Annotated in this window: 14 protein-coding genes; 8 read left to right on the top strand and 6 right to left on the bottom strand. The window is 57.4% G+C overall.

From position 1 onward, the window contains the following. The first annotated feature begins 33 nt into the window (after window positions 1-33). A complete protein-coding gene (locus QA645_RS38535; RefSeq protein WP_283046258.1) occupies window positions 34-1,809 on the top strand; it encodes a phosphoenolpyruvate hydrolase family protein in 1,776 nt (591 codons plus the stop codon). A 9-nt stretch (window positions 1,810-1,818) separates the two neighbouring features. Here QA645_RS38535 and QA645_RS38530 read toward each other — a convergent pair whose 3' ends face one another. Beyond that, window positions 1,819-2,424 (bottom strand): hypothetical protein, encoded by a 606-nt coding sequence (locus QA645_RS38530; RefSeq protein ID WP_283046257.1) that lies wholly within the window; start codon window positions 2,422-2,424, stop codon window positions 1,819-1,821. Window positions 2,425-3,188: 764 nt separating this feature from the next. On the opposite strand from QA645_RS38530, the gene QA645_RS38525 reads away from it, so the two are divergent. The 4 genes from QA645_RS38525 (at window position 3,189) to QA645_RS38510 (ending at window position 8,846) form a co-directional block, all read left to right on the top strand. Beyond that, window positions 3,189-4,361 (top strand): Tm-1-like ATP-binding domain-containing protein, encoded by a 1,173-nt coding sequence (locus QA645_RS38525; RefSeq protein ID WP_283046256.1) that lies wholly within the window; start codon window positions 3,189-3,191, stop codon window positions 4,359-4,361. Further along, the gene (locus QA645_RS38520) at window positions 4,348-5,178 is read left to right on the top strand and encodes a phosphoenolpyruvate hydrolase family protein (protein WP_283046255.1); all 831 of its coding nucleotides are present in this window, start codon (window positions 4,348-4,350) and stop codon (window positions 5,176-5,178) included. The genes QA645_RS38525 and QA645_RS38520 overlap by 14 nt, the downstream gene beginning before the upstream one ends. Window positions 5,179-5,209: 31 nt before the next feature. Then, a complete protein-coding gene (locus QA645_RS38515) occupies window positions 5,210-6,988 on the top strand; it encodes an FAD-dependent oxidoreductase (RefSeq protein ID WP_283046254.1) in 1,779 nt (592 codons plus the stop codon). Window positions 6,989-8,645: 1,657 nt separating this feature from the next. Then, window positions 8,646-8,846 (top strand): hypothetical protein, encoded by a 201-nt coding sequence (locus QA645_RS38510; RefSeq protein WP_283046253.1) that lies wholly within the window; start codon window positions 8,646-8,648, stop codon window positions 8,844-8,846. 371 nt (window positions 8,847-9,217) lie between these two features. Here QA645_RS38510 and hemN read toward each other — a convergent pair whose 3' ends face one another. Further along, the gene (gene hemN / locus QA645_RS38505; RefSeq protein WP_283046252.1) at window positions 9,218-10,552 is read right to left on the bottom strand and encodes an oxygen-independent coproporphyrinogen III oxidase; all 1,335 of its coding nucleotides are present in this window, start codon (window positions 10,550-10,552) and stop codon (window positions 9,218-9,220) included. Between the two features lie 1,783 nt (window positions 10,553-12,335). Here hemN and nodU point away from each other — a divergent pair. Next, window positions 12,336-14,000 carry a nodulation protein NodU gene (nodU, locus tag QA645_RS38500; RefSeq protein WP_283046251.1) on the top strand — a complete coding sequence of 555 codons (1,665 nt, stop codon included), beginning with the start codon at window positions 12,336-12,338 and terminating at the stop codon, window positions 13,998-14,000. A 379-nt stretch (window positions 14,001-14,379) separates the two neighbouring features. Here the strand turns inward: nodU and QA645_RS38495 are convergent, their stop codons facing one another. From QA645_RS38495 to QA645_RS38485, 3 genes are all read right to left on the bottom strand, one after another. After that, on the bottom strand, window positions 14,380-14,517 hold the full coding sequence (locus QA645_RS38495; RefSeq protein WP_283053512.1) for a HipA domain-containing protein: 138 nt from the start codon (window positions 14,515-14,517) through the stop codon (window positions 14,380-14,382). A gap of 82 nt (window positions 14,518-14,599) precedes the next feature. Then, entirely contained in the window at window positions 14,600-14,935 is a 336-nt protein-coding gene (locus QA645_RS38490; RefSeq protein WP_283053509.1) for a HipA domain-containing protein, read from the bottom strand. Between the two features lie 1,587 nt (window positions 14,936-16,522). Beyond that, the gene (locus tag QA645_RS38485; RefSeq protein WP_283046250.1) at window positions 16,523-16,990 is read right to left on the bottom strand and encodes a hypothetical protein; all 468 of its coding nucleotides are present in this window, start codon (window positions 16,988-16,990) and stop codon (window positions 16,523-16,525) included. Between QA645_RS38485 and QA645_RS38480 the strand changes: the two genes are divergently transcribed. Further along, entirely contained in the window at window positions 16,983-18,230 is a 1,248-nt protein-coding gene (locus tag QA645_RS38480) for a cytochrome P450 (RefSeq protein ID WP_283046249.1), read from the top strand. The genes QA645_RS38485 and QA645_RS38480 overlap by 8 nt on opposite strands. 1,387 nt (window positions 18,231-19,617) lie before the next feature. Then, complete coding sequence (locus QA645_RS38475) at window positions 19,618-20,817, top strand: IS256 family transposase (protein WP_283046248.1); 1,200 nt, start codon at window positions 19,618-19,620, stop codon at window positions 20,815-20,817. Here QA645_RS38475 and QA645_RS38470 read toward each other — a convergent pair. After that, on the bottom strand, window positions 20,792-21,064 hold the full coding sequence (locus QA645_RS38470; RefSeq protein ID WP_283046247.1) for a hypothetical protein: 273 nt from the start codon (window positions 21,062-21,064) through the stop codon (window positions 20,792-20,794). The two genes, QA645_RS38475 and QA645_RS38470, sit on opposite strands and share 26 nt — an antisense overlap. Between the last annotated feature and the right edge of the window lie 1,182 nt (window positions 21,065-22,246).

Raw genomic sequence — 22,246 nt, 5'->3', positions numbered from 1 at the left:
TTTTCGCGACCGCCCTGCAGGAGGCGGGCCGGGATGCACACGCGGGTGGACCAGGTAAAGGGCGGCGGGATCAGGCAGTTCTTTCGGAACTCCCGTTCGTTCGTGCTCGGGGCAGCAATCGGATCGGGCATGACCGCGAGAGCCGCCGAACGCGCAGGGGCGGATTTCGTGCTTGCGCTCAATGCAGGCCGCTTTCGCGCTATGGGTGGCTCTTCGCCGGCCTCCATTCTACCTATCCGCAGCTCTAACGACTTCGTGGCCGGGTTCGGCCGAACAGAGATCCTGCCCAGCACGAAATTGCCGGTATTTTTCGGAGCCTGTACCTTCGATCCGCAGCTCGATATCGACCATTGGCTCGACCGGATCATTAGGTGGGGCTTCTCCGGCGTCACCAACTTTCCATCCGTGATCCACATCGATGAATACAGGAGGTCGTTGCTTGAAAAGTGCGGCCTTGGCTACGCCCGGGAAATTGAGCTCCTGGTGAAGGCCGCAAGGCGCGGGCTGATGACCATTGGTTATACGCGGACCCAGGCCGAAGTAAAACAGATGGTTGAAGCAGGCACTGAGGCCATCTGCATCAACTTCAATCTCAACCGCAGCGTGGAAAGCGGATCTGATCCGTCGATTAGCCTGGCTGAGCTTGCTGCCCGTACGAACGCAGTTGCGCGTGTCGCTCAATCCATCGACAGAAACGTGATCTGCCTGCTTGGCGGTGGCCCGATAACCAAGCCCGACGAATTGCTGGATATTTGTCGCGAAACTGGTGTCCAGGGGTTCATCGGCGGCTCTTCGCTCGATCGCGTCCCATTGGAAATGTCAGTCCTTGAAGTCACCTCGGGTTTCAAGACGATTCACTTGCTGCGGGAGAAGGTCGATCTCCTTGAGCGCCAGCTTCAGTTGAGCGGGTTCAAGCACGGAGTAATCGCACAATCTTCAATTATGAAGCGCGTCCTCGAGACTGCAAAACGCTTGGCTGCCAATCCCAATCCCGTGCTCGTTTGGGGTGAGGCGGGCTCAGGGAAAAGGCGGATAGCGAGCCTCGTTCATGTCTTCAGCGATCGGAAACACACCAAGCCGGCGCTGTTTCATTGCCGGCCGGGCCCGGCAATCGATACGATCGGTACGCTGTTCGGCGCCGAGCGCAGTGAAAATAGGCGACGTCACCTGTCGCTGTTGGAGAGTGCAAGCGATACTGCTGTGTTGCTGCTGCATCTGGATCAGCTGTCCCGTGACGGTCAGGAGCGTCTTGCCGATTACCTCGAGACCGGCGCTTTCACACCCTTAAACGCGGTATCCGCTGTGCGCTCTACTGCGCGGATCATTGCAACCGCATCCGTTGCTCGCGCCGCGAGCCTTCAAACTGTACTATGTCCTCGGCTTCTCGCCCTGTTTGCCGGGCTCGATATCGAGTTACCCGCATTGCCTGACCGGCTGGAGGACCTTCCGCAGCTCATTCAGCATTTCACGGTCGAGGCGAAGGGAGACTCGAACGCCCAGACGCTCGGAATTGAAAATTCCGCGTTCTTGGTGCTCGCTGGTCATAGTTGGCCTGGCAACCTTAGGGAATTACGCCAGATCGTCAACCAGCTGGTGACGCTGCATGAGACGCATATTACCGCTGATGTCTTGAAGCCGCTATTGACCGCGTCATCACCGGTCAAGCCGACAGCTACGTTCTCCGAGCGCGAGTGGATCATCAAAGGCCTGAAGCGAAACAAGCTTCACCGTGGAAAGACCGCCAAGTCTCTCGGCCTTTCAAGAAAAACATTATACAATAAGATCAAGAAGCTGCGGATCCTGGAGTAGCTCCTGTGTTTACGTTTTTCGCATCGCGCTTGTCCCATCAAGGAGCGCGAATGTCGGAACTGACGAATCCTGATCATTGAGGCCGACCAGCTTCATCTCTTTGCCAATCGACAGCTTGAGAGCCTCCTCCGGCAGATGGATGATGCCGTCGAGATGCGAGCCGAATCGCCTCTCGGCTGCTGCGACTTCGGAACGATGACCAGCGGCGAACAAGATCTTGAACCCCAGCTGTGCAAACCATTCCATTCGACGGAGTTCGAGCTCCCGTCCGCTGTCAACAGGCACCCCAGTGGTTGATCGCTCAATGAGGGATGCAGGTGGGAAATTTATCAACCCGTTGATCCCGGCCTCCTTCAACAACTGGGCAACATCTTGCCAGCATGCGAAGGGATCGATCATCACCATCGCCGCATAGACATTATCGGATGTCCTCTTGGGAAGTATGCGCAAGTCCTGCAAAAGGCAGTCGTTCCAGTCAACGACGGGCAGAGTGGCCATAATGAGCAGGGAGCCTTCTGGAAGGCTTCGCAAAGAGGGCGCGTAGATTTCTACCGTCGAGCTCTGAGGTGCAGCCGACAGGTGGGTGACGAGTTTGCCGACAAGCCTCGCTTTCACCACTTCTACCCAAATCTACCCAGTTGAACGTTGCGCTGATCTTATACCGGTGTCGGGGCCGTCTAGACTAGCTGTTGTCGAGAATGTTCCGGAAGAAAGATCGTGTGTCCACTATGCATGGACGACCAGGCTCGGTCCTCGACGGCTCCTCAAACGCGTTCCAAGCAGGGCTTCGCTCAAGCATGTTGGTGTGGCACAGGGCTCGGCGGAAGCGAGGGTTTGATCGCGCCTTTGTTCGTGATCCTGAAGTACCGCTCGGCGATCCAGGACCCCGACCGCGCGTCCACTTCGGAGCAAAGGCCTAACTTAACAACAACCTTGTCCCCAGGCGAGAGCATTACGAATTCGATTGCACCTCCGCTGGCAGACCGGTTCGTCTGCTTTCTCCCTGGACTTGAGCCGCTGTTGGAGAAATCCAGCAGCGGCGCCTTTTCCTGTCAGGTAGTGTCGTCGGACCGTCAGGACAGGTCCGCGCCGCGGAACGCATCTCAGTGGAGGGCCCACAATCTCGTCCACCTACAATGCGCGCCGTGCGGATACCACAAGCCGCGAGGTGAGCGCGCCCAGCAACAAAGTTCCTGTGAGCTGCTACCCAATCTTACCCACTTGGACATTTTGCCGTTCTTATACGCGGTGTCAGCTCGGTCTAGACCTCCTGTCGTCAAGAATCGTCCGGGAGGAAAATCGTGTCTCACCATTGCACGGACGGCCAAGGGGCGGTCCGGGATGGTAGCCCGTCCGAACTTTCGGGCGCAGTTGCGATCGTGGCGACCCTCGATACCAAGGGGCGCGAAGTGTCATACCTTGCGGATATTATCGCGACATGCGGCCGCAAGACCGTTCTAATCGACATCGGCACCTCGAGGGTAGCAGGCGAGACGAAACAAGCCGATGGCAACCGCCAACGCGTTGGTTCGCCCGCCGAGCTGTTGAAAGAGATAGCCGCAACAACGCGCGTCAATGTTCATGATCTCCAGGCGTCCGGCACCATCAGCGCGATTATCGGGGTTGCCGGTGGTAAGGGGAGTGCTGCTTTCGGCGAGATCGTATCTGACTTGCCTTATGGCTTTCCCAAGCTGCTGGTGAGCAGCGCAAGGCCAGCGCTTCTCGCCGAATTAGCCGTTCATAACGACATTATTCTCTATCCGACGCTGGTCGATCTCTTGGGCATCAACGCGTTTACTGCAAGGGTCCTCGAAAATGCTGGGCGGGCCATCGCTGCGTTGCATTACAGGCCGGCAAAAGCGGGACGAAACAAGAAGATCGTCGCGATCACGGCCTTTGGCGTGACGACGCCCGCGGCAAATCTGTGCATTGCTCGCCTTGCGCAGGCCGGCGTAGACACGATCGTTTTTCCCGCCAATGGCGCTGGCGGACGGAAAATGGAGCAGCTGATCGCGGCCGGCGAATTCGACGCTGTCATCGATCTGACCACAACCGAGCTCGCTGACGAAATCGTTGGGGGAACTGCGAGCGCTGGTCCAGATCGACTAAAGGCAGCATCACGCCAATTGATCCCGCAAGTGATCGCGCCCGGCGCGGTCGATATGGTCAATTTTGGTCCGCCTTCGAGTGTGCCTGATCAATTTCGCGGCCGCCAATTCTACTCGCATACCCCCTATACGACGCTCATGCGCACGAACATTTCCGAGAACGAGAGCATCGGCCGCCTCACGGCCGAGCGGCTGTCGCTGGCAGAGGCGCCTGCAATCGTCCTTTGGCCTAGGAAAGGCGTTTCCGACTACGACCGTGATGGCGGTATTTTTCGCAACGCCGATGCCGACCGGGCTTGGCTCGATGCGGTCAAGAACCATCTCGGGTCAAAAATCGCAATCCGCGAGCTTGACTGCCACATCAACGATCCCGAATTGGCCGAGGCTGCCGCGACATGGATCCTCAAACAATTGGGACAAGGAGACCGCGATGCGGATGTTTGAGCGAACCGAAATTCTCTCGAAGATCACAAGTCAGGTCGCCGAGAAAAAAGCGGTTGTTGCCGCTGGCAGCAGCTGCGGCTTGGTTGCCAAGTGCGCCGTTCTCGGAGGCGCCGACCTGCTGGTGGTCTACAGCACCGGGCTGTCGCGACTCATGGGACTCCCAACGAGTCGGATTGGCGATTCCAACGCACGTACGCTTGAGCTTGCGGCGGAAATTCGCAACGTCGTCTCTTCCGTGCCGGTCATCGGCGGCGTGGAAGCCTGGGATCCGCTCCGGCTCGATCTTAATGCGCTTCTCGACAAGTTCTGGGCTGCCGGTTTCTCTGGTGTGATCAACTATCCGACCATCTCCACCATGGGCGAAAAATGGCGCGATCGCCGCGGCGCAGTCGGGCTCGGATTCGAGCGGGAGCTCGAGATGATCGCCTTGGCTCGCAAGAAGAACATCTTCTCGCTTGCCTATGTCGCAAGCCCGGAAGACGCCAAAGCGATGGCCAGCATCGGAGCTGATTGCATCGTACCCCATGTCGGTGCAACACGCGGCGGCCTCGTGGGGCATGAAGAGGGGCAGTCAATTCGAGAAGCCATCAGGCGCATCAACGACATCAATGCGGCGGCGCGAAGCATACGCTCCGACGTGATCCTGCTTTGCCATGGCGGAGCAATCGCCGAGCCGCAGGACACGGTCGAGGTCTATCGATCAACCCAGTGTGTCGGGTTCGTCGGCGCTTCGTCCATCGAAAGAATTCCCATCGAACGGGCAGTGAAGGCGGCCGCTGCGGGGTTCAAGGCCGTCCCGCTTGCGCGAAACCACTGACGTTGATCGAAAATACTGCAGCGGGACCGAAATGGACAAGCCAATGGGCCAAGCAGCGAAGCATAAGACCGCGGTATTCCCGAGAGGGAGTGGGTCGGATCATGATTGGGAAACAGAAGTTCTCGTGATCGGCAGCGGTGCGGCCGGACTGTCGGCGGCGCTCTATGCGGCAAAGGCCGGACTACGCGTCACCCTATGCGAGAAATCCCCGCGACTTGGCGGCACGACAGCTCTGTCCAATGGCATGATCTGGGTTCCTTGTTCATCCCAGGCGCGATCCGCAAAAATCGATGACTCGCTGACGAACGCGAGGACCTACCTGAAGCATGAGCTTGGCGCCTGCTATCGGGCGAACATTGTTGAGGCCTACCTTGAGGACGGCCCAACTGCGCTGGCCGCACTTGAGAACGGGACGGAGGTCAAGTTCATGCTCTCCACTGCCCCTGACTATCATTCAAGCCAAATCGGCGGGGTCAGCATGGGCCGGGCACTGAGCCCTGCACCCTACGATGGACGACTTCTCGGCACCGACTTCGAGTTGATAGGCGACCCAATTCGCGTTGTGCTCGGTGGAATGATGATCTCATCGGGCGAGGTTCGAAGCTTCCTGAATCCGTTCCAATCTTTAACTTCGCTGAAGCATGTGCTGCGCCGCGTCAGCCGGTACGCGCGGGATCGCTTAAGTTACAGGCGTGGCACCGAGCTCAGCGGAGGCAATGCCCTGATCGCGCGCCTGCTCGTGAGCCTACGCAAGCACCGCGTGGAAATCTGGCCCTCGTCTCCTCTCATAGAGCTGATTAAGGAAGATGGGCGTGTCACGGGGGCAGTCGTCAAGCTGATCGATTCTCAAATTCGCTTGCGCGCCTCGCACGGAGTGATTCTGGCAACGGGCGGCTTTGCTGGTAATGCGCAATTGAGAGCGCAGCTTAGCGGCGCTCACCAGCATAACGAGACGCTGGCTCATCCCGATGTCACCGGGGACGGTATTGAGCTTGCGACCAAGCTCGGAGCTGCGATTGACAATGATGTCGCCTCAGCCGGATTTTGGACGCCCGTGTCGTTCTTGAAGAGCGGCAGCGCTGAGCAAATTGTCCCTTACGGCTGGCTCGATCGCGGCCGTCCCGGCGTCATTGCTGTGGGGCCAAATGCGAAGCGTTTCGTCAACGAATCGAATTCGTACCATGACATCTGCCTCGCGATGTTCAAAAGCGGATATCCGGCAGATAAGCGGTTCTACTTCGTCTGCGACCAGGATTTCGTTCGCTTGAGAGGCATGGGACATTTGCTCCCCTGGCCGTGGACCTTGAGCATTAGTAAATATGCGCGCCTCGACTACATCAAGGTCGGCCGGACCCTTCCAGAGCTTGCGAAGCAGTTGGGGCTGGACGCCGAAGAGCTTCAAAAGACGATCGAAGACCACAACGCACACGCTGCCGAAGGACGCGATCCGCTCTTCGAACGCGGCGAATCGGCTTTCAATCGCACGCTGGGCGATCCGGCGCTGAGAACGAAAAATCCAAATCTCGGACCTATCAGAAACAGCCCATTTATCGCGCTGCCGATTGTTCCAGCAACGCTCGGTACGGCGACTGGATTGGCAACTGATGCTTATGGAAAGGTCTTGGACGGAAATGGCCGGCCAATCTCAGGTCTGTATGCTTGCGGCAACGACATGACCTCGCCAATGCGCGGAATCTATCCTGGAGCAGGCATCACAATCGGTCCGGCCATCGTGTTCGCCTATCGCGCGGTCAACAGCATCGCACTATCAGCTCGGCATCGGCAAAAGGCCGCAGCTTCTGGGGCTTAACGATCGAGTTCACCGAGCCGATGCAGTGATGCTGTCGCAAAATCAGCAGGCGCAAGCCTAACCGACCGAAGCAGCACATCATCAGAAGCACAGGAGGCACGTCTCGGTCGTTCCGCGATTGAAGTCTCGCAAACTGACGAAGACGTCACGCCTTCACGGGCCGTCGCTGCCGCGGGCGCGGATCTTGCAGCCAGCATTGATGCGAAGGCGATTATCGGCTTTACCGCAAAGCGGGTCGAGGGCCGCGCGGACCGCTCGGCTCGAAAGAGCCGGTGCCACACAGCCTACCGGCTCTTTGATTTGCAAGCCTTCCTCCTGGGGCGGTTTCCGATCCGTTGTGGCGCCCTGCCAACCACACAACACGAGCCGGGTCGGTCTTCGTGATGGGTGCATGATTATCAAAGTAAAATCCTTGCAATCGCTCCGGTCCCTTTGGGCACGCTCTTTGCTTCGTTGAAGTCAGCACCGCCGATATCCTGGGTGATGCAGGGGCGGACTTGGCGCGGCACCTGAGGCGTTCGCGCGTCGGGCGGCCCCGCTCCACCTTCCTGAACGCCCATCAATAGGAAATTCATGAAGGTGCACGTTCGGGCTGCCGCGGCTGCGGTTGCCTTGGCCCACACGCTCGGGCGCGTTGTCGTCCGCGTTCATGGCCTCGAGGCCCCTGAATCTTACAGGATGAGCGTGTCCGTACGAGACGGTATAGTTAGCGCATACGACCATGGCAGGCATTGCTACGTTACCGGCGCCTTACCGAACCTATACCACCATGGTGAGCATTCGCATTTATTGCTCAAACCGAAAGGCTCGGGAGCCTACTGCGGCTTCGATCACGATACGTCATCTTACTTTTCTGTAAGCGTCACGGGCGGTTTAGCCTACATTTTCGACTACAAAGAAGATTTGTGCTTCGTATACAGCGTCTAAGCGCACATCCCGCGCGGGCGCTTGGCGTCTCGATCTTGGTTAAGGGGCTTCATTTGACATAAGCCTCACAAACTTCTGTGGCGTTCGCGACAGTATGTTTGTGAAAGTTAGGACAGCGCGGCTGTAGTGTCGCGGCGCTGAGCAAAGCGCAACATCGGCCATCACGAGGCAATCGGATCGACGTGTCTTCGCTCCTCGAACCAGCGAATATCTTCCCGGGGGCTCCCGTGCCGAAGCTCTGATCATCGGGTGCGCCCCTGATGGCTTTACGTCTGCCCGAGCTAGAGAATTCGCAGCCCATGGATTTGCGCGACGTTTGAGACCGTTGGTTGGGGCGACCAGCGAGTCATTGATTGTTCTTGATCTGTCACTGACTCTAGTTTGCGGCTGGTTCCGAGTGCCAACTCGTCTGCGGTGTTGAAGATTGCTATTCGACGGCGGAAAGCTCGTCCGCTGCCCAACCGAGGCCAACCAGCGTTGGGCGTGCATTAGTCAAACGGCCGCGTAATCTCTCAGCCTCGTCAGAGCATCACCCATCCGCTTTATGCTCCCAACTGCTGCGGCCCTAGTCCCGCTTCCAATCGTCGACCCAGACATGCCAACGCGATCGGAAGTCTGCGCCTGAGTAACAATCTACAAGATGTAACCTGACGTTGCGTTAGGTTTGCGTTTTGCGTTGGCTCTGTTAAGCAGGACGTCGGCTGGGGCCAGCTAAGGAAGTGACGCTCGAATGAAAAAATTCTTGTTTGTGACCGCGACCGCCATCGCGCTTGCAGCAACGGTGCCGACTTTCTTCGCTGAGGCCGCAGGATCGATCGACACCAATGCGCGGGTCGCCGATACGTCAGATATTTGCAGTGCCAGCCCGGAGATGGAGTGGCTCTGCCAAACCTTTTTTTGCCTCGCCGACCCGGAGTCGGAATGCAGATAGAGTCCTAGGGTCTGTACTTAATTAGCGTTCCTCGCGCCGAGTTGATTTGGGCACGAGGGACTTCGATGCGCAAAAGGACTGTTCTGCCCTGTGACTTATCTGATCGGTCACGCTCACAGGCGCCATGGAATGACATGACGTGGTTAAATCCGGACGTCGCTGCTACGCGCAGTTGCTGAGGAGAAAGCCGATGATGCGCCGTGTGCCGGGTTGCTCATGCATCACAGCACGATCTACTGCGAACGTATGCGGCCCGGTGCGGCCGGCGCGTATCCGTCTTCTCTGTTCGAGACGGTTGCGGGTCTCTATCGGAGTGCATCCGCAATCGCGTGCGTTGCGGGAGGTTTGGCCGTTCACGCCGCGTGGCTATGCTAACTGGGTGAGCGGTATGGATAAGCGTCGAAAGCGGCAGCAACACATCGAATGAGAAAGCGGTGTTCCCGCCTCACGCGGATCAAACCATCTTTGATGTCCACTATCCCATCGTCAGCGAGGAGCGCCAAGCGTTCAGCTGAGTCAAGAATCGGAATTGGATCAAATCCGTGGGCGGCACAGATTGCCGGCACGTCGGCCTCCAGATCACACATCAGCCGCTCGATTATGGCGCTTCGGACACGATCTTCCGGGGTGAGACAGCAGCCTTTGAACGTCGCCAGGCGGCCAGCTCTGATCTGCCGGCTGTAAGAGCCCGCGGTAGCTTCGTTCTGGACGTAGCCGTTTTCCAATCGCCCAATTGCCGACGGCCCGAGCCCGATAAGAGTTCTACAAGTGTCTGCCGAGTAGCCCAAGGAGTTCCGCCGCAGGCGGCCGGCTTTCTGCTCCAGCACGAGCTCGTCCTCGGGCAACGCGAAATGGTCCAGTCCAACCTGGCGATAGCCGGCCGCGACCAGCGTATGGGTCACGGCCACTGCCTGTTCAGCGCGGGTAGCGTTATCAGGCAACTCGGCTTCGTCGATGAGGCGCTGATTGTTCTTGAACGAAGGAATGTGCGCGTAGCCGAAAACCGCAAGCCGGTCGGGGCGCATGGCCGCAGCTAATGTTGCAGTCCGCACGCATGACTGCACTGTCTGCCTCGGAAGGCCGTAGATGAGATCGAAGTTGATGCGGCGTATTCCATGTTTGCGCAGACTGCGGACGGCAGCCGCCGTCTGTGCCTCTGTCTGAACCCGATTGATGGCATTCTGAACAATTGGATCAAAGCTCTGCACGCCGAGGCTCGCGCGGCTCACTCCGGCTGCGCCCAAGGCCTCGGCCATCTCTGCCGTGAATACACGCGGATCAATCTCGATTGCGATGGATGCCGATCTCATGAATGCAAACTGAAGACGTAAATGTCCCATCAAATCCAGGAACTCCGCTGGTTTGATGAGGGTCGGCGTCCCGCCGCCGAAATGTACGTCGTTCACAGGTAATTCTTTGGGCACTTGCTGCACTACCAAACGGATCTCTTCACGCAGTACCGACAAATAATCGAGGATTGGCGCATCGTGCAGGGTCATGGCCGTTGGAAAGCCGCAATACCAGCAAATCGAGCGGCAAAACGGAATGTGAAAATAGAGCGACACTGGCTCGCAGGGCGGCAAGCGGCTGAGCCATTTCTCATAGGCCTTGGCACCAACCTCAGCGGAGAACTGTGATGCAGTTGGATAGATCGTGTACCAAGGCACCTGGGCGTCACAGTACTTCTTCAGGATTAACGACTGCAATGGTCACTATCCTTTGCCTGAATTCGCATCGCATTGCTCTGGTTCAGTGAAATGTCAAAACAATGCGGAGGCTCTCTTCTCGGTACAAAAGAGTTCTCGTCAGCGTTTGGGCCATGAAAGTCTCTTTGAGACGAATCCCCAGGAGCCTTGTCGTCGGTGTTGTCGCCTAAACCCGGTGCCCGCGATCCTTTGCCGGTCTCAAGCCCGCTTGCTATGGGCGAGCTTAAAAAAGGCTGGGACTAAGGTTGTGGCCTCGAGCCGATTTCATACGAAGCATTCAGTCGCCTTTGAGTAGATTGGCATAGGCTACTCGAAGGGGAGGACAGATCCGCCGCGCTTCTTGATTCTAATGTTGAGACCGCAGTGTTGAGGCGCCGGCTAGCGAGGACCCGCGCTTTCGGGAGGCCTCCTCAGGTGCTCGAATGAGGTAGTCAACAACAGTATAATCCGATCTGCCGGAGTCGTCGGTGAAGTGAACTTTCGTTTTTACTTGCAATCGATCGCGTCCTTCGACTGTCAAGGTTGCGCTTCTCACTGAAAACTTAGTGGGCCATTCCACTTCTAAGCTTCCATAGTAGGCCTCGGAACTTTGTGTCCGTGCAATGCCCCAATCGCAGTCGGTCGGACAACATCTGCCCCATGCATGAACGAGGGCTTTGTCGAACTGCTGGTTAACAGATATGTGTGTCATGATACCGATGCTAGGATTCTCATTTGACCACGTTCCAGCAAACTCAGTCATTGTCGCTCCGCCAACGTTGCCTGCTGTCAACGTGTTGGTTTGCTCGCCAAAAGCTGGTCGGAGAAGCAGTAGCGCGAGCGACACGACGGCGGACAATCGCAACATTGTATTTGTCCCGTTAGTTTGACATTCGAAAGCTTGGCAACAACTGTGCCAGCTAGCTGGACTCTGAAATGGAAACGTTTGGAGTGGATCTCGTGTCTGCGGCTCAGAGATGTCTCGTCGGAAATCCGACAATCCATCGCGCTAGCCGGCGGCGTGCCAGAGTTCTTACGTCTGTTCGATTCAATGGGACTTGAAGCTTCCTCACCTATGGCGTGAGCGTACCGTGTGACGGGCTGCTGTGTAATGCGCACTATATCCGATGCCCGACGAGTTTCGCGAACTCGCCGAGATCGTTGCTGTTTACCGATCATCTAGTTGCGAGAGCAACCCAGATTGCATACTCCTTGCATCAGCTTCAATTGGGGAAACGGTCTCGCCAGCGCTGCTCGGCGTCTATTTCGAGGAGGACGTCCGCTCTTGACGGCGTCCAGTGATCACGGAAGCGGAAGCAGGTATTCGAGCGGTTGAAGTCCTGCGGTGACCGAAACTAGCACGGTTGGGTCCACGCTGCTCTCGCGCCTATCAAATTTGGCAGCTATCAAAGCCAAGCGGTTGATTTAGGTCCTTAGGAACAAGTGGGCCTTAGCTGCCCGTTGTTTAAAGAATCTTCGGTTCGTCCCGACCACGTCGAGGAGTGTGGCTGGTGCCCAATATTGTAGGTAGGCGCGCGTTCTTCTTAAATTGAGTGCAAGAAATGGAGGATGCGGCCCCGGTTAGACTTCAATGCGCGCCTGCTCGGGTATTGCTGTGATGATCGGCAATATAGGCGCGATCGGTCTCGCTGCGCCAGATCCACCGAGAAGAAGTCGGTCCCCAAGTGGACCGCATTGTGCGCATGTCGGTAAGCTTGTGCAGCAAACGAGCATACTTACTCCGGATGTCAGCACCGTTTGTCTGCGAATGAATCCAATTGCCGGCGCACTCGGAGGATCTAAATTGCGCATCTGCGGTATCAAACTAGGACATGATGGGGCGATCGCTCTTATCGAGGCTGGACGGCTTATATTTTGTGTCGAGCGGGAGAAAAGAGGGAACAATCGACGATATCAAGCGATCGACAATTTCGATGCCATTGTAAACGATTTAGCGGAGCACGGTCTCGATCCGCGCGATGTTGATCTGTTCGTCGTCGACGGAGCGTGGTGGAGAGATGGTCTTCGGCTCCGAAGTGGAGCCGAACCTGTCAGTCTCCAGTGGGCATCGTATGTTGAAAGTCATCCAGACGGCATTCTTGCTCCATACGGCGGCGTTGGGCTAATCCTCGACGGCAGGTCATTTCCTTATAGAAGCTATCCGCATGTCACGGGGCATCTGGCAGCTGCATTCTGCACGAGCCCATTCGCCAGAGCGGGACAGGACGCATTCGCTCTGATCTGGGACGGTATCATTTTTCCGCGCCTCTATTATGTGGGCCGCGGCGGCGCTCAGTTCATTGAATACCTGTTTCCGCTGATAGGTCAGGTCTACGCGGCAGCGGCGGATCACTTCGGACCTTACACGAGCCGGTCCAGCTGGGACGATCTAGGTGTTGCCGGCAAGTTAATGGCGTATATTGCGCTGGGATCCGCCGATGAAGAGAGCATAGCTGTGTTTCGGGGCCTCTATGAGGAGCGTCTTGCGGCGACCGTGCAGCACGCTGCGAACTACCATGCAGAGAGCAGCGTGGATTGCTCGCTTGCAGCTATCCACGATTTCTTCCACGCGAGTGCCATTCGCCTGAAGGCCAAACGAGCTGAAGATGTCCTTGCATCGTTTCATTGTTTCCTTGAGCGTCTTCTCATCCAGAATTTGACGACCATTTTACAACAGTATCCGCGTCTTCCGGGATCACGCAATTTGTGTATCGCTGGTGGCTGCGCTCTTAATATCAAATGGAACAGCGCATTACGTGTCTCCGGTCTCTTCGATGCCGTCTGGGTGCCCCCCTTTCCGAACGACAGCGGGGCGGCAATAGGTGCGGCTTGCTCGGCCATGGCGGCAGATAACGGCTTCGTTCCCTTAGACTGGTCGGTCTACAGTGGGCCAGCCCTGCAGTGCGGTGATGTGCCGCCTGAATGGGAGGCGACACCGTGCAGCATGCGTGACCTCGCCGTCGTCCTTGCGAGCAACAAGCCTGTGGTGTTTCTTGCCGGCCGCGCCGAACTCGGACCACGGGCATTGGGTGGCAGAAGCATTCTGGCCGCCGCAACGTCGGGAGGAATGAAAAACTATCTCAACGATATCAAGCTTCGCGAATACTTCCGGCCAGTGGCGCCGATATGCCTGGAGGATCGCGCACCCTCTATTTTCGCCCCAGGAACGCCGGATCCTTACATGCTGTTCGATCACAGCACGCGGGCGGAATGGCGGGACAAAGTCCCCGCCATCGTACACCTTGACGGATCGGCGCGCCTTCAGACGATTCCTAGAACATCCCAGCATGAGGTCGCAGAGCTTCTTGTCGAATACGAGAAGCTCACGAGCATTCCCCTGCTTTGCAATACGAGCGCCAATCAAAATGGACGAGGCTTCTTCCCGGATGTTGCCTCAGCCTGCCGGTGGGGACGCGTCAAACACGTTTGGTCGGGCGGCCTGCTATGGACCAAAAGGACACCGAACTGAGCTATTGCTGGTCAACTGCTTTTTCGAACCGTCTAAGTAAGCGATCGACCTTTGGTCTTGCGGTCTAGGAATGTGTCCGGAAAGGGATTGTGCAACAGTTTGATAGTCTTGCCTGCCCCTTCGAGTTGTTCGGAAAAACATCCCTCTCTCCATTCAGGGAATGCCGATGTATAGCATATCCTTTTGCGCTGGCCGACATTGCGCGGCAACGAGATGCGTGCGATGAGCGAGCCACGGACGGTCGCACTCGCCATTGGAGATTCCTGTCCACCCCCACACTAGCTTTTTCGGTACGCCCGCCGCTTCGCCCGTCTGGAGGAAATGCCGGCCCTGCACTTCGGCAATTCTGGAATGTTTGTCCCGACCGAAATTGCGAGCTTCATCTGCTTGCGCTAGATTTGGCCGGTATCCAGGCTGGGCTAGCCGTGAGCACGTCATAGAGCGGCGTCAAGTGATAGCGGCCGCCGGGCGCAAGGAAGATGCTGAAGTTCTTCGCATGGCCGTCGGTTGCGCCAATCAGCCAGAAGAAAATTTGCGCTGAGCAGCGTCGCCTGATCGTCGGCTCGCGTATCACCTACCTTTGAGCAGATCAAGAGTCTTCACCAATCCGGGGCCGCCATCGCTCTGGTATTTGCGCGTCGGCGGGACCGACAGGGCTTGACAGCAATCTTCCTGCGGCAGGCGGAGCAGACGGCCATCCTTTGTCCATCTTCGTCAAAGCGCTCGATCAATAGCGCCGTCGTCTTTCCGAAGGTTGCGATGTGCGCCCTGTTCGCAGGCAGGCCGAAAGCGTCAGCTAGCTTAAGGCAGCAATATTCATTCTCGACGCTGTTCGAAAGATCCGTGCCGTTCGGCAGCTTCCCGATCTGTGTCTTGAAAATATGGGTTGTCCGCGTGGTGCTATGCGGTTTGACCCAGTTGCCGTTATGATTCAGCAGCGCCGTCTTCTCCTGCGCCGCTGAAACGGAAATCCGAAAATCGTCATCACGCGTAAGCCTGAGCGGAGCCTGGGCAAGCCCTTAGAGGAGCTTTTCGATCGCTTCGTCGTTGATGACGTCGCCGGCGATAGTGTGACCATCGCCATGGCGATCAGCCTCTCCGAAATCGGGGGCCTGAGGATGGCGCGTGGTTGGCCCGAGAGACGACGGTGCGCCGGCCTCTTCTATCGCCCCCCAGAGCAGATCCTGATCGTAATCTTCCGCAGGGAGGACCACGGGCGATGCAACAACCCCGCCTTCGTCATGCGACGCCGATCCGGGACATGGTCAGCAGTCTTGGGGGGAGGGAGGCCATGTAGGGAGTTTCGACGCAAGCCATGGCTCGAGGGCAGCCTTCGCGGCATGGTGTTTCACGGATGCGTGCCAACAGAAATGGATCAGCGGATACCCTCCGATAGGAGGATCTACAGAGGTTCGACTATGCGAACGTATAGCTTTCGAAGGAACGCCTCCCCTGCCAATTTGAGGCCGACGCTATGACTGGAACCAGAGGCGTCGGTATGGAAGATCTACATTCCGTCACACTTGAGCCCGTTCAAATGAATAGCGCAAACACGGACGAATCTCCGATAAAGCGTTGGCAACGGGGTCAGCACGGTACTGGCTGAGCCAGTGTCTCTCCGGGGGGAGAGCTCTTCGCCAGAACAGTGTGAAATCGGAGCTAAGAGGATGAATGAAGTTGACTCTCCGCGCTTCTCGCTGGACCAAACGAGAAGATGAACTGCTGCGCGAGCTTGTTGATGCAGGCACGCCTGTGAAATCCATTTGCGAAACGCTCAACAGGTCCGAGCCAGAGCTTCGCAGGCGCGGCTACTACATTGGCCTACCGAGGAAATGGTTTAAGCAAACAGCGCATCTGCCGCTAAGGCGGTGCTCGGCTATAGGCAGTTCTTCTTGAGCCGGCCCTGGGGCGGCAGGAAAGACCACACTGTCATTCGCCCCTCCTCGTATTAAGGGGCCGCTGAGATGCGGCCCCTTGTTTCCTGAAAGCTGCTTTGCTTGCAGTTGATGTCGCCAAGTTTCGCTTTTGCAAAGAGACCAACCGCGGTTCCCTCCCAGAGACTTCGCACTTTATGGTAGCAGCAACGTGATTGCCGCTGAAGCAGTACGTTGGCGTGACATGTCTATGGGCTGCTAGGGACTGGTGAGCTATGAAATCTGAGGCGTTCAGGATATCGAAACGACGCAGGCATTATCCTTCTGACCGTTTCCGATGACGAGTGAGCGCTTGTTGCACCCTATCTAACACCTTTGTCGGGATGAGGCGGCGCCCTATCCGAGTATAAGGCTGACCGTTCGGTTTGAAGTGTTTTCTGAGTCGCATATCGATTAGACCTTGGCGAAAATGTCAGTGTCCCATCGAACCGGTAGCGCCTCCAGCGAGATGTGCCGGGAATGGCACCGTAGGTGCGGACCTTGAAGTTGAACTCGCACCGAACTGTCAATCGGCGTTGCTACTATCGACGTTCAGACCCGTTGCGTGATCGACGACGCGGTGCTTGTCGCGGGCGACCGCAGCACCAATTAACATTCTGCAACGCGTTGTTCCACGCGTAGACCTGGCCCGTGAACGAAGGCGTCGAACTTGGTTTCATCCTCGACGCCGACGAAAGCGAGATTGGCGTTGCGTCTTTGAAATCGACCCAGTTGCCTTGCGCCGCCCGACCGAACATCGAGTTCGCCACGATAAGCGATTTGGCCGCCGAACGTGCCTCCGGCTGCATTATCCCACCTCCGCCAATGGGCGGAGCGAAGACCACCGGCAGCGTGACACCTACATAGAAACCGCTCCAGCCAAAGATCGGAATGACTGTTGGAGGCGCGATTCGAAAATTCAATGCGGTCCTTACTATCGGATATGGTAGGGGAGGCTGCTTGCACTTTAGGATATTCTGTTTGAGCGGCGATCCGCGCAACCAAAAAACGCCACGGCAGCTCGAACTGTGGATCGTGACCAGATCCGTAGATCTCAAGAGAGAACAATATGGTCATAAAAACGCGATCGGCTGACTTGAGAGCCGATAATGTGTCCCAGATCGCGCTGACCAATCTGGATGTAAGCGAAGCCAAGCGCTTTCAGGATGACAGCATATGGTCGTACTTCGCGCGTTTGCGAATGGAAGATCCCGTTCACTACTGTAAAGCCAGCGCTTATGGTCCATATTGGTCCGTAACGAAATACCGAGATATCGTAGCGGTAGATACAAATCACAAAGCGTTCTCGTCGGAGCAGGGTGTCGCTATTGTCGACGTGCCTGACCGGCATTGGACCCGGAGTTTCATCAAGATGGATCCTCCGAAACATGCAGAGCAGCGCCATACTGTAAGTCCGATCGTCGCACCGGAACACCTGACGAAGCTCGAAAGCTTGATCCGCTGTCGGGTCAAGAGGATACTGGGCAGCTTGCCGTGCAATGAGGACTTCAATTGGGTGGACATGGTCTCCATCGAGTTGACGACGCAGATGCTGGCCACGCTATTCGACTTTCCATTTGAGGATCGGCGGCTCTTGACCTATTGGTCCGACGTAGCTGTTGCAATTCCGAAAAAGGGTCATGTGATCGACAGCTGGGATAAGCGAGGTGCGATCTTGTCGGAGTGCCTGGAGTATTTTACGCGGCTTTGGAACGAGCGCATCAATGCCGAGCCACGCATGGACCTGATTTCCCTAATGGCGCACTCGCCTGCAACTCGACACATGGAGCCGAACGAGTTTCTTGGGAATCTCATTCTGCTGATCGTCGGGGGAAACGACACCACGCGTAATTCGATTACCGGGGGCCTCCTGTTCATGAACCAGCACCCTTCCGAGCTGCGAAAACTGCGCGATAATCCCGAATTGGTGTCGAGCGCCGTGTCCGAAATCATCCGGTATCAAACGCCGATCGCACATATGCGCCGCAACGCCACGACCGATATTGTCGTAGGTGGGAAACAAATCAGAAAGGGCGACAAGGTCGTCATGTGGTACATCTCTGGTAACCGCGACGAAGAGGTCATCGAGAATGCCGACAAATTTCTCATCGACCGCAAGAACGTGCGGCAGCATCTCTCGTTCGGATACGGCATCCATCGCTGCGTTGGCAGACATCTCGCGGAACTGCAGTTAAAACTCCTCTGGGAAGAAATTTTGAATGCGCGGCTGGAAGTCGAGGTTGTCGGCGAACCCGGGCGAATTGCGTCTAACTTTGTGCATGGTTATTCCGCTCTTCCTGTGCAGATTAGAGCTTAGGCTGTGCTGCGTTGACTTGGAAGGCGCCACGAAGCACGGTCTTAGTTCCTCTTGGGCCGCTTCAAGGCCCCCCCGCGAATGTTCTTGGGCAAACCTTCGCTCATACTTACATAGAAGGTGCTAAATGGGGAATGGTTCCGACGAGAGTGAGCGCGCCGAAGCCTCCTGCGGCTCTCGGCGATCCACAAGAACACGGGATAAGTCATGGGCGCCGTCATGCCGGAGGGGCGCGAGCCCGCGGCTGTTTGCATAGCGGGCGCAGGCGTATCGGTCATCGCGGTCATGTGGCGCGTATTGTCTAGCGCCAGGTTCGTTGCTGCGGATGTTCCGCAGCTCTCTGTTTGAGCTCCTTCTGCTTGGCGAAGAGCTAGATCTAATACGGAACATCGCAACCAATACCGCGTCCGGGGATGGCCCTGTCCGCGTGCGCCGGCTAGGGCTGCACGAACTGAATCGTCGATGTCTTGAAGGGATCAACTCTCCCTGCAGGCCTCGTTAGCGGGTTTATTCAAGACACGACAGCTCACGAAGGACCCGATGGAATCTGCCGCCAACCCGGCCACCGAGTCGGTTAAAGCTTCACCGCTCAGGGTTGCAAAAGAGCAGTCGCGGTCTGACAACGGTCGCCCCGCTAGATAGACCGACCGGGCTAGGCGACAAAGGCGTCGACACAGTAAGGTCGAGGCAACGCTCCAGAGGGTGAAACGGTTGCACGATAAAAAATCGCCAACGAGGTCTGGCACGCCGCCGTCGAAAGATGGTCGCCGCGTTGACCTAGCGAAGACGACTCGCCGGATGCTCAGGGCATAATGCGAAAGTGATCGGCTTAGCCTTCACGAACAGTGCCGGCCCTTCCGCAGGAGGAACGACTTGCACGGCGAACAGGACGAAACAGTCGGGTAGCCATCGCGGCATGACGTTCAAGCCGTCGGCCGCGCCGTTCTCGAATCAAGCTCGATATTGTCTGCAATCTGGACGTTTATTCTGCGCCGGCGTCCAGCGCATCCTGGAATGGAAGTAGACACGCAAAGTCAGGATTAGCAGCTGACATGTCGCGTCATGCCTTACCATTTCCATGTATCTGGGCTCGTGTCGGTAGCAAGCACCCGGATTCCGTTGTTGCTGACGGTTACAATAGCATATGTATAGCCATGGTCGCAGCTCGCCTGGTACTCCCTGTCTCGTTCCGACCAGCGCCAATAGTTATTGCCACTGGATGGATAAAACTGCTGGTCGTGCCCCCGGTGGTGGTGTAGCTCGGTAGAGCAAAGCCGCCCGGACGCGCGCCTCAACTAGCGCCGTAGCGGGCGGGCGGCTTTACGGTGGTCACCGGCAGTTCTCCGGTAGGATCGGGTTGCGACACGCCAACGCAACCGAGGAACCACCGATGACCGACGATATGATGAACCTGCGCACGCTCGTGGAGAAGACCCCTGATGCCGATCTCTTGCGCGAGATGATCGGCTTTGCCGCCCAGCGGCTGATGGAGCTGGAAGTCGAAGGCCAAACCGGTGCAGCCTACGGCGAGAAGAACCCCGAGCGTCTGGCCCAGCGCAACGGCTACCGCGACCGGACCTGGGAGACCCGGGCCGGCACAGTCGAGCTGCGCATCCCCAAGCTGCGCAAAGGCTCCTATTTCCCGGGCTTCCTGGAGCCACGCCGGATGGCCGAGAAGGCGCTCACTGCCGTGGTTCAGGAAGCCTATGTGCAAGGCGTTTCGACCCGCTCGGTCGACGATCTGGTGCAGGCGATGGGGATGAGCGGCATCTCCAAGAGCCAGGTAAGCCGGCTCTGCGCGGAGATCGACGACAAGGTGAAGGCCTTTCTCGCCCGTCCGATCGAGGGCGACTGGCCGTATCTGTGGATCGATGCCACCTACGTGAAGGTGCGCCAGAACGGGCGCATCGTCTCGGTCGCGGTGATCATCGCGGTCGGCGTCAACAGCGATGGCCGGCGCGAGGTGCTCGGCATGGATATCGGCCCGTCCGAGGCCGAGACGTTCTGGACCGCGTTCCTGCGCAAACTCGCCCGCCGGGGCCTGCGCGGCGTCAAGCTGGTCGTCTCCGATGCCCATGAGGGCATCAAGGCCACCGTGACCAAGGTGCTCAATGCCAGCTGGCAACGCTGCCGCGTGCACTTCATGCGCAATGCATTGGCCCATGCCGGCAAGAGCGGCCGCCGCGTCGTCTCCGCCTTCATTGCCACGGCATTCGCCCAGGACGATGCCGAGGCCGCACAAGTACAGTGGCGGAAGGTCGCCGACCAGCTTCGCCCCAAGCTTCCCAAGCTTGCCGGTTTCCTCGACGAGGCCGAGACCGATGTGCTCGCCTATATGACGTTCCCGCCGCAACACCGGACCAAGCTGCACTCGACCAACCCGATCGAGCGCCTCAACGGCGAGATCAAGCGCCGCACCGAGGTCGTCGGCATCTTCCCCAATGAAGACGCCATCGTCCGCCTCATCGGCGCGATCCTGCTCGAGCAAAATGATGAATGGGCCGTCCAGCGCGCCCGCTATATGACGCTGGAAACCATCGCGCCGTTGAGCGATGATCCCACTGTCAGCCTTCCGGCGATCGCCAGCTGACCTGCCCGGCTCTTGCCGGCGAACGCGGTCTCCCGCCGCCAGCTACACCACGCAACGGGACACGATCACTCTGCTTTCGCAGCGAACGCTTGCCAGGCTCAAGGCCTTCGACATCGACCTTGACCTCGTTGCCGCTACTTTTCCACAAAACATGCCCTTTAAGCTTTTCTTTGGTCAGATTTACCACGAAGAATTCGTGCTTCGCTCCGCCCTTCTTTGCTGTTTTTTCCTTCTCTTTTTTCATCATTGCCCCTCATGGCCTGCTTCGGGTGGAAGGCAGAATCATCGGAGCTTGCTGGCGGAACGCTATCGTCTCAACTACTCAACTTGGTGGCTTGCATTCACATACGCTCCGCACGTCGCGTATAGCCAGCAATTCACAGCGGCGACTCGCTTTATCACGATGTGAGCCGCGTCTTCGTTAGAGGCAATAGGTATGGCAGTGCGTCGGGCAGAATGCGCGATGCGAAAGAGTATTGGCGGCTGGAGCAGAGTTACCTGCTAGAGGCGGAGTACGCGATGGGAGATTTCGAGCGAGACGGCTCCTCCAGCGATCGAATGATCCGTTGGTGAAAAGTAAAACTTGTATAGCCTGCGTCACTTCTATGTCGTTAATGCACTGCGAGATGGCGTCGCAGTGCTTTAAGTCGCCCGGAATGGGGACATCACTCCAGATGATCCAAGAACACTATGGTAAGCAAGCCACCCCGACGACATTCGCCACACGGCTGGTCGCCTGATTCATCAGCAAGGAAGGCTCATAGATCAGTTGAATGCGGGTTTGAAAGAGGCCGGCATGCAGCGGAGTAGCTTCGGTGAAAAGTACATGGTGTACAGCCTACGACGGATCCATGCCGTGAATGCAGTGCGGAACGGCGTGGGAGTTTTCGACACGGCCCGCGACATGAGCACTTCCGTTCAGATGATCCAAGAGTACTACGGCAAGCGGGCGATAGCCCGGTGTTTGCAAGTTGGGGTGACTAGGCCGCTGCAATATTGGTGCGAATGGACAGGCTGTAATTCAATGCTTTGACAACGGTGAACGATCTAACGCTCATCGTCGAAGATCAACTCCAACTGTTTCAGTGGGAAGGAACGCTGCGGCCAAAGCCCGTGACATGAAATTGCCTCGTCTGCCTTGGCCGAAGGAGCAACTGGCCGCGTTGGTGCCGCGCCGGTTGAGCTGCGAGCGACTCTGTCTTACTTCATCGACCCTAATCCTGGAGAGCGTGGGTGAACGAGGCGACATCGGTACGCTTCGCATCTTCGCTTCCGTGTGAAGGCCGCGACCGAGACTGTTTACGAGTTCAGAGCCCGCATCAATCAAGCGGCGCGGGATGACGAGGAAGGGGCGCTTCCCGGCGGTGGCGAGGATTGGCTCTAGTAAATACATTCGCGCTTCGACGCGCGCTCATCATGGCAGCTGATT

This window comes from Bradyrhizobium sp. CIAT3101 (assembly GCF_029714945.1).
In the GTDB taxonomy this organism is placed as follows: Bacteria; Pseudomonadota; Alphaproteobacteria; order Rhizobiales; family Xanthobacteraceae; genus Bradyrhizobium.
This window is presented reverse-complemented; position numbering and strand designations above follow the sequence as displayed.

Coding starts and splice junctions, on each gene's coding strand:
- QA645_RS38535 (WP_283046258.1), top strand. CDS start 34: ATGCACACGCGGGTGGACCAGGTAAAGGGCGGCGGGATCAGGCAGTTC.
- QA645_RS38520 (WP_283046255.1), top strand. CDS start 4,348: ATGCGGATGTTTGAGCGAACCGAAATTCTCTCGAAGATCACAAGTCAG.
- QA645_RS38515 (WP_283046254.1), top strand. CDS start 5,210: ATGGACAAGCCAATGGGCCAAGCAGCGAAGCATAAGACCGCGGTATTC.
- QA645_RS38510 (WP_283046253.1), top strand. CDS start 8,646: ATGAAAAAATTCTTGTTTGTGACCGCGACCGCCATCGCGCTTGCAGCA.
- QA645_RS38480 (WP_283046249.1), top strand. CDS start 16,983: ATGGTCATAAAAACGCGATCGGCTGACTTGAGAGCCGATAATGTGTCC.
- QA645_RS38485 (WP_283046250.1), bottom strand. CDS start 16,990: ATGACCATATTGTTCTCTCTTGAGATCTACGGATCTGGTCACGATCCA.
- QA645_RS38475 (WP_283046248.1), top strand. CDS start 19,618: ATGACCGACGATATGATGAACCTGCGCACGCTCGTGGAGAAGACCCCT.
- QA645_RS38470 (WP_283046247.1), bottom strand. CDS start 21,064: ATGATGAAAAAAGAGAAGGAAAAAACAGCAAAGAAGGGCGGAGCGAAG.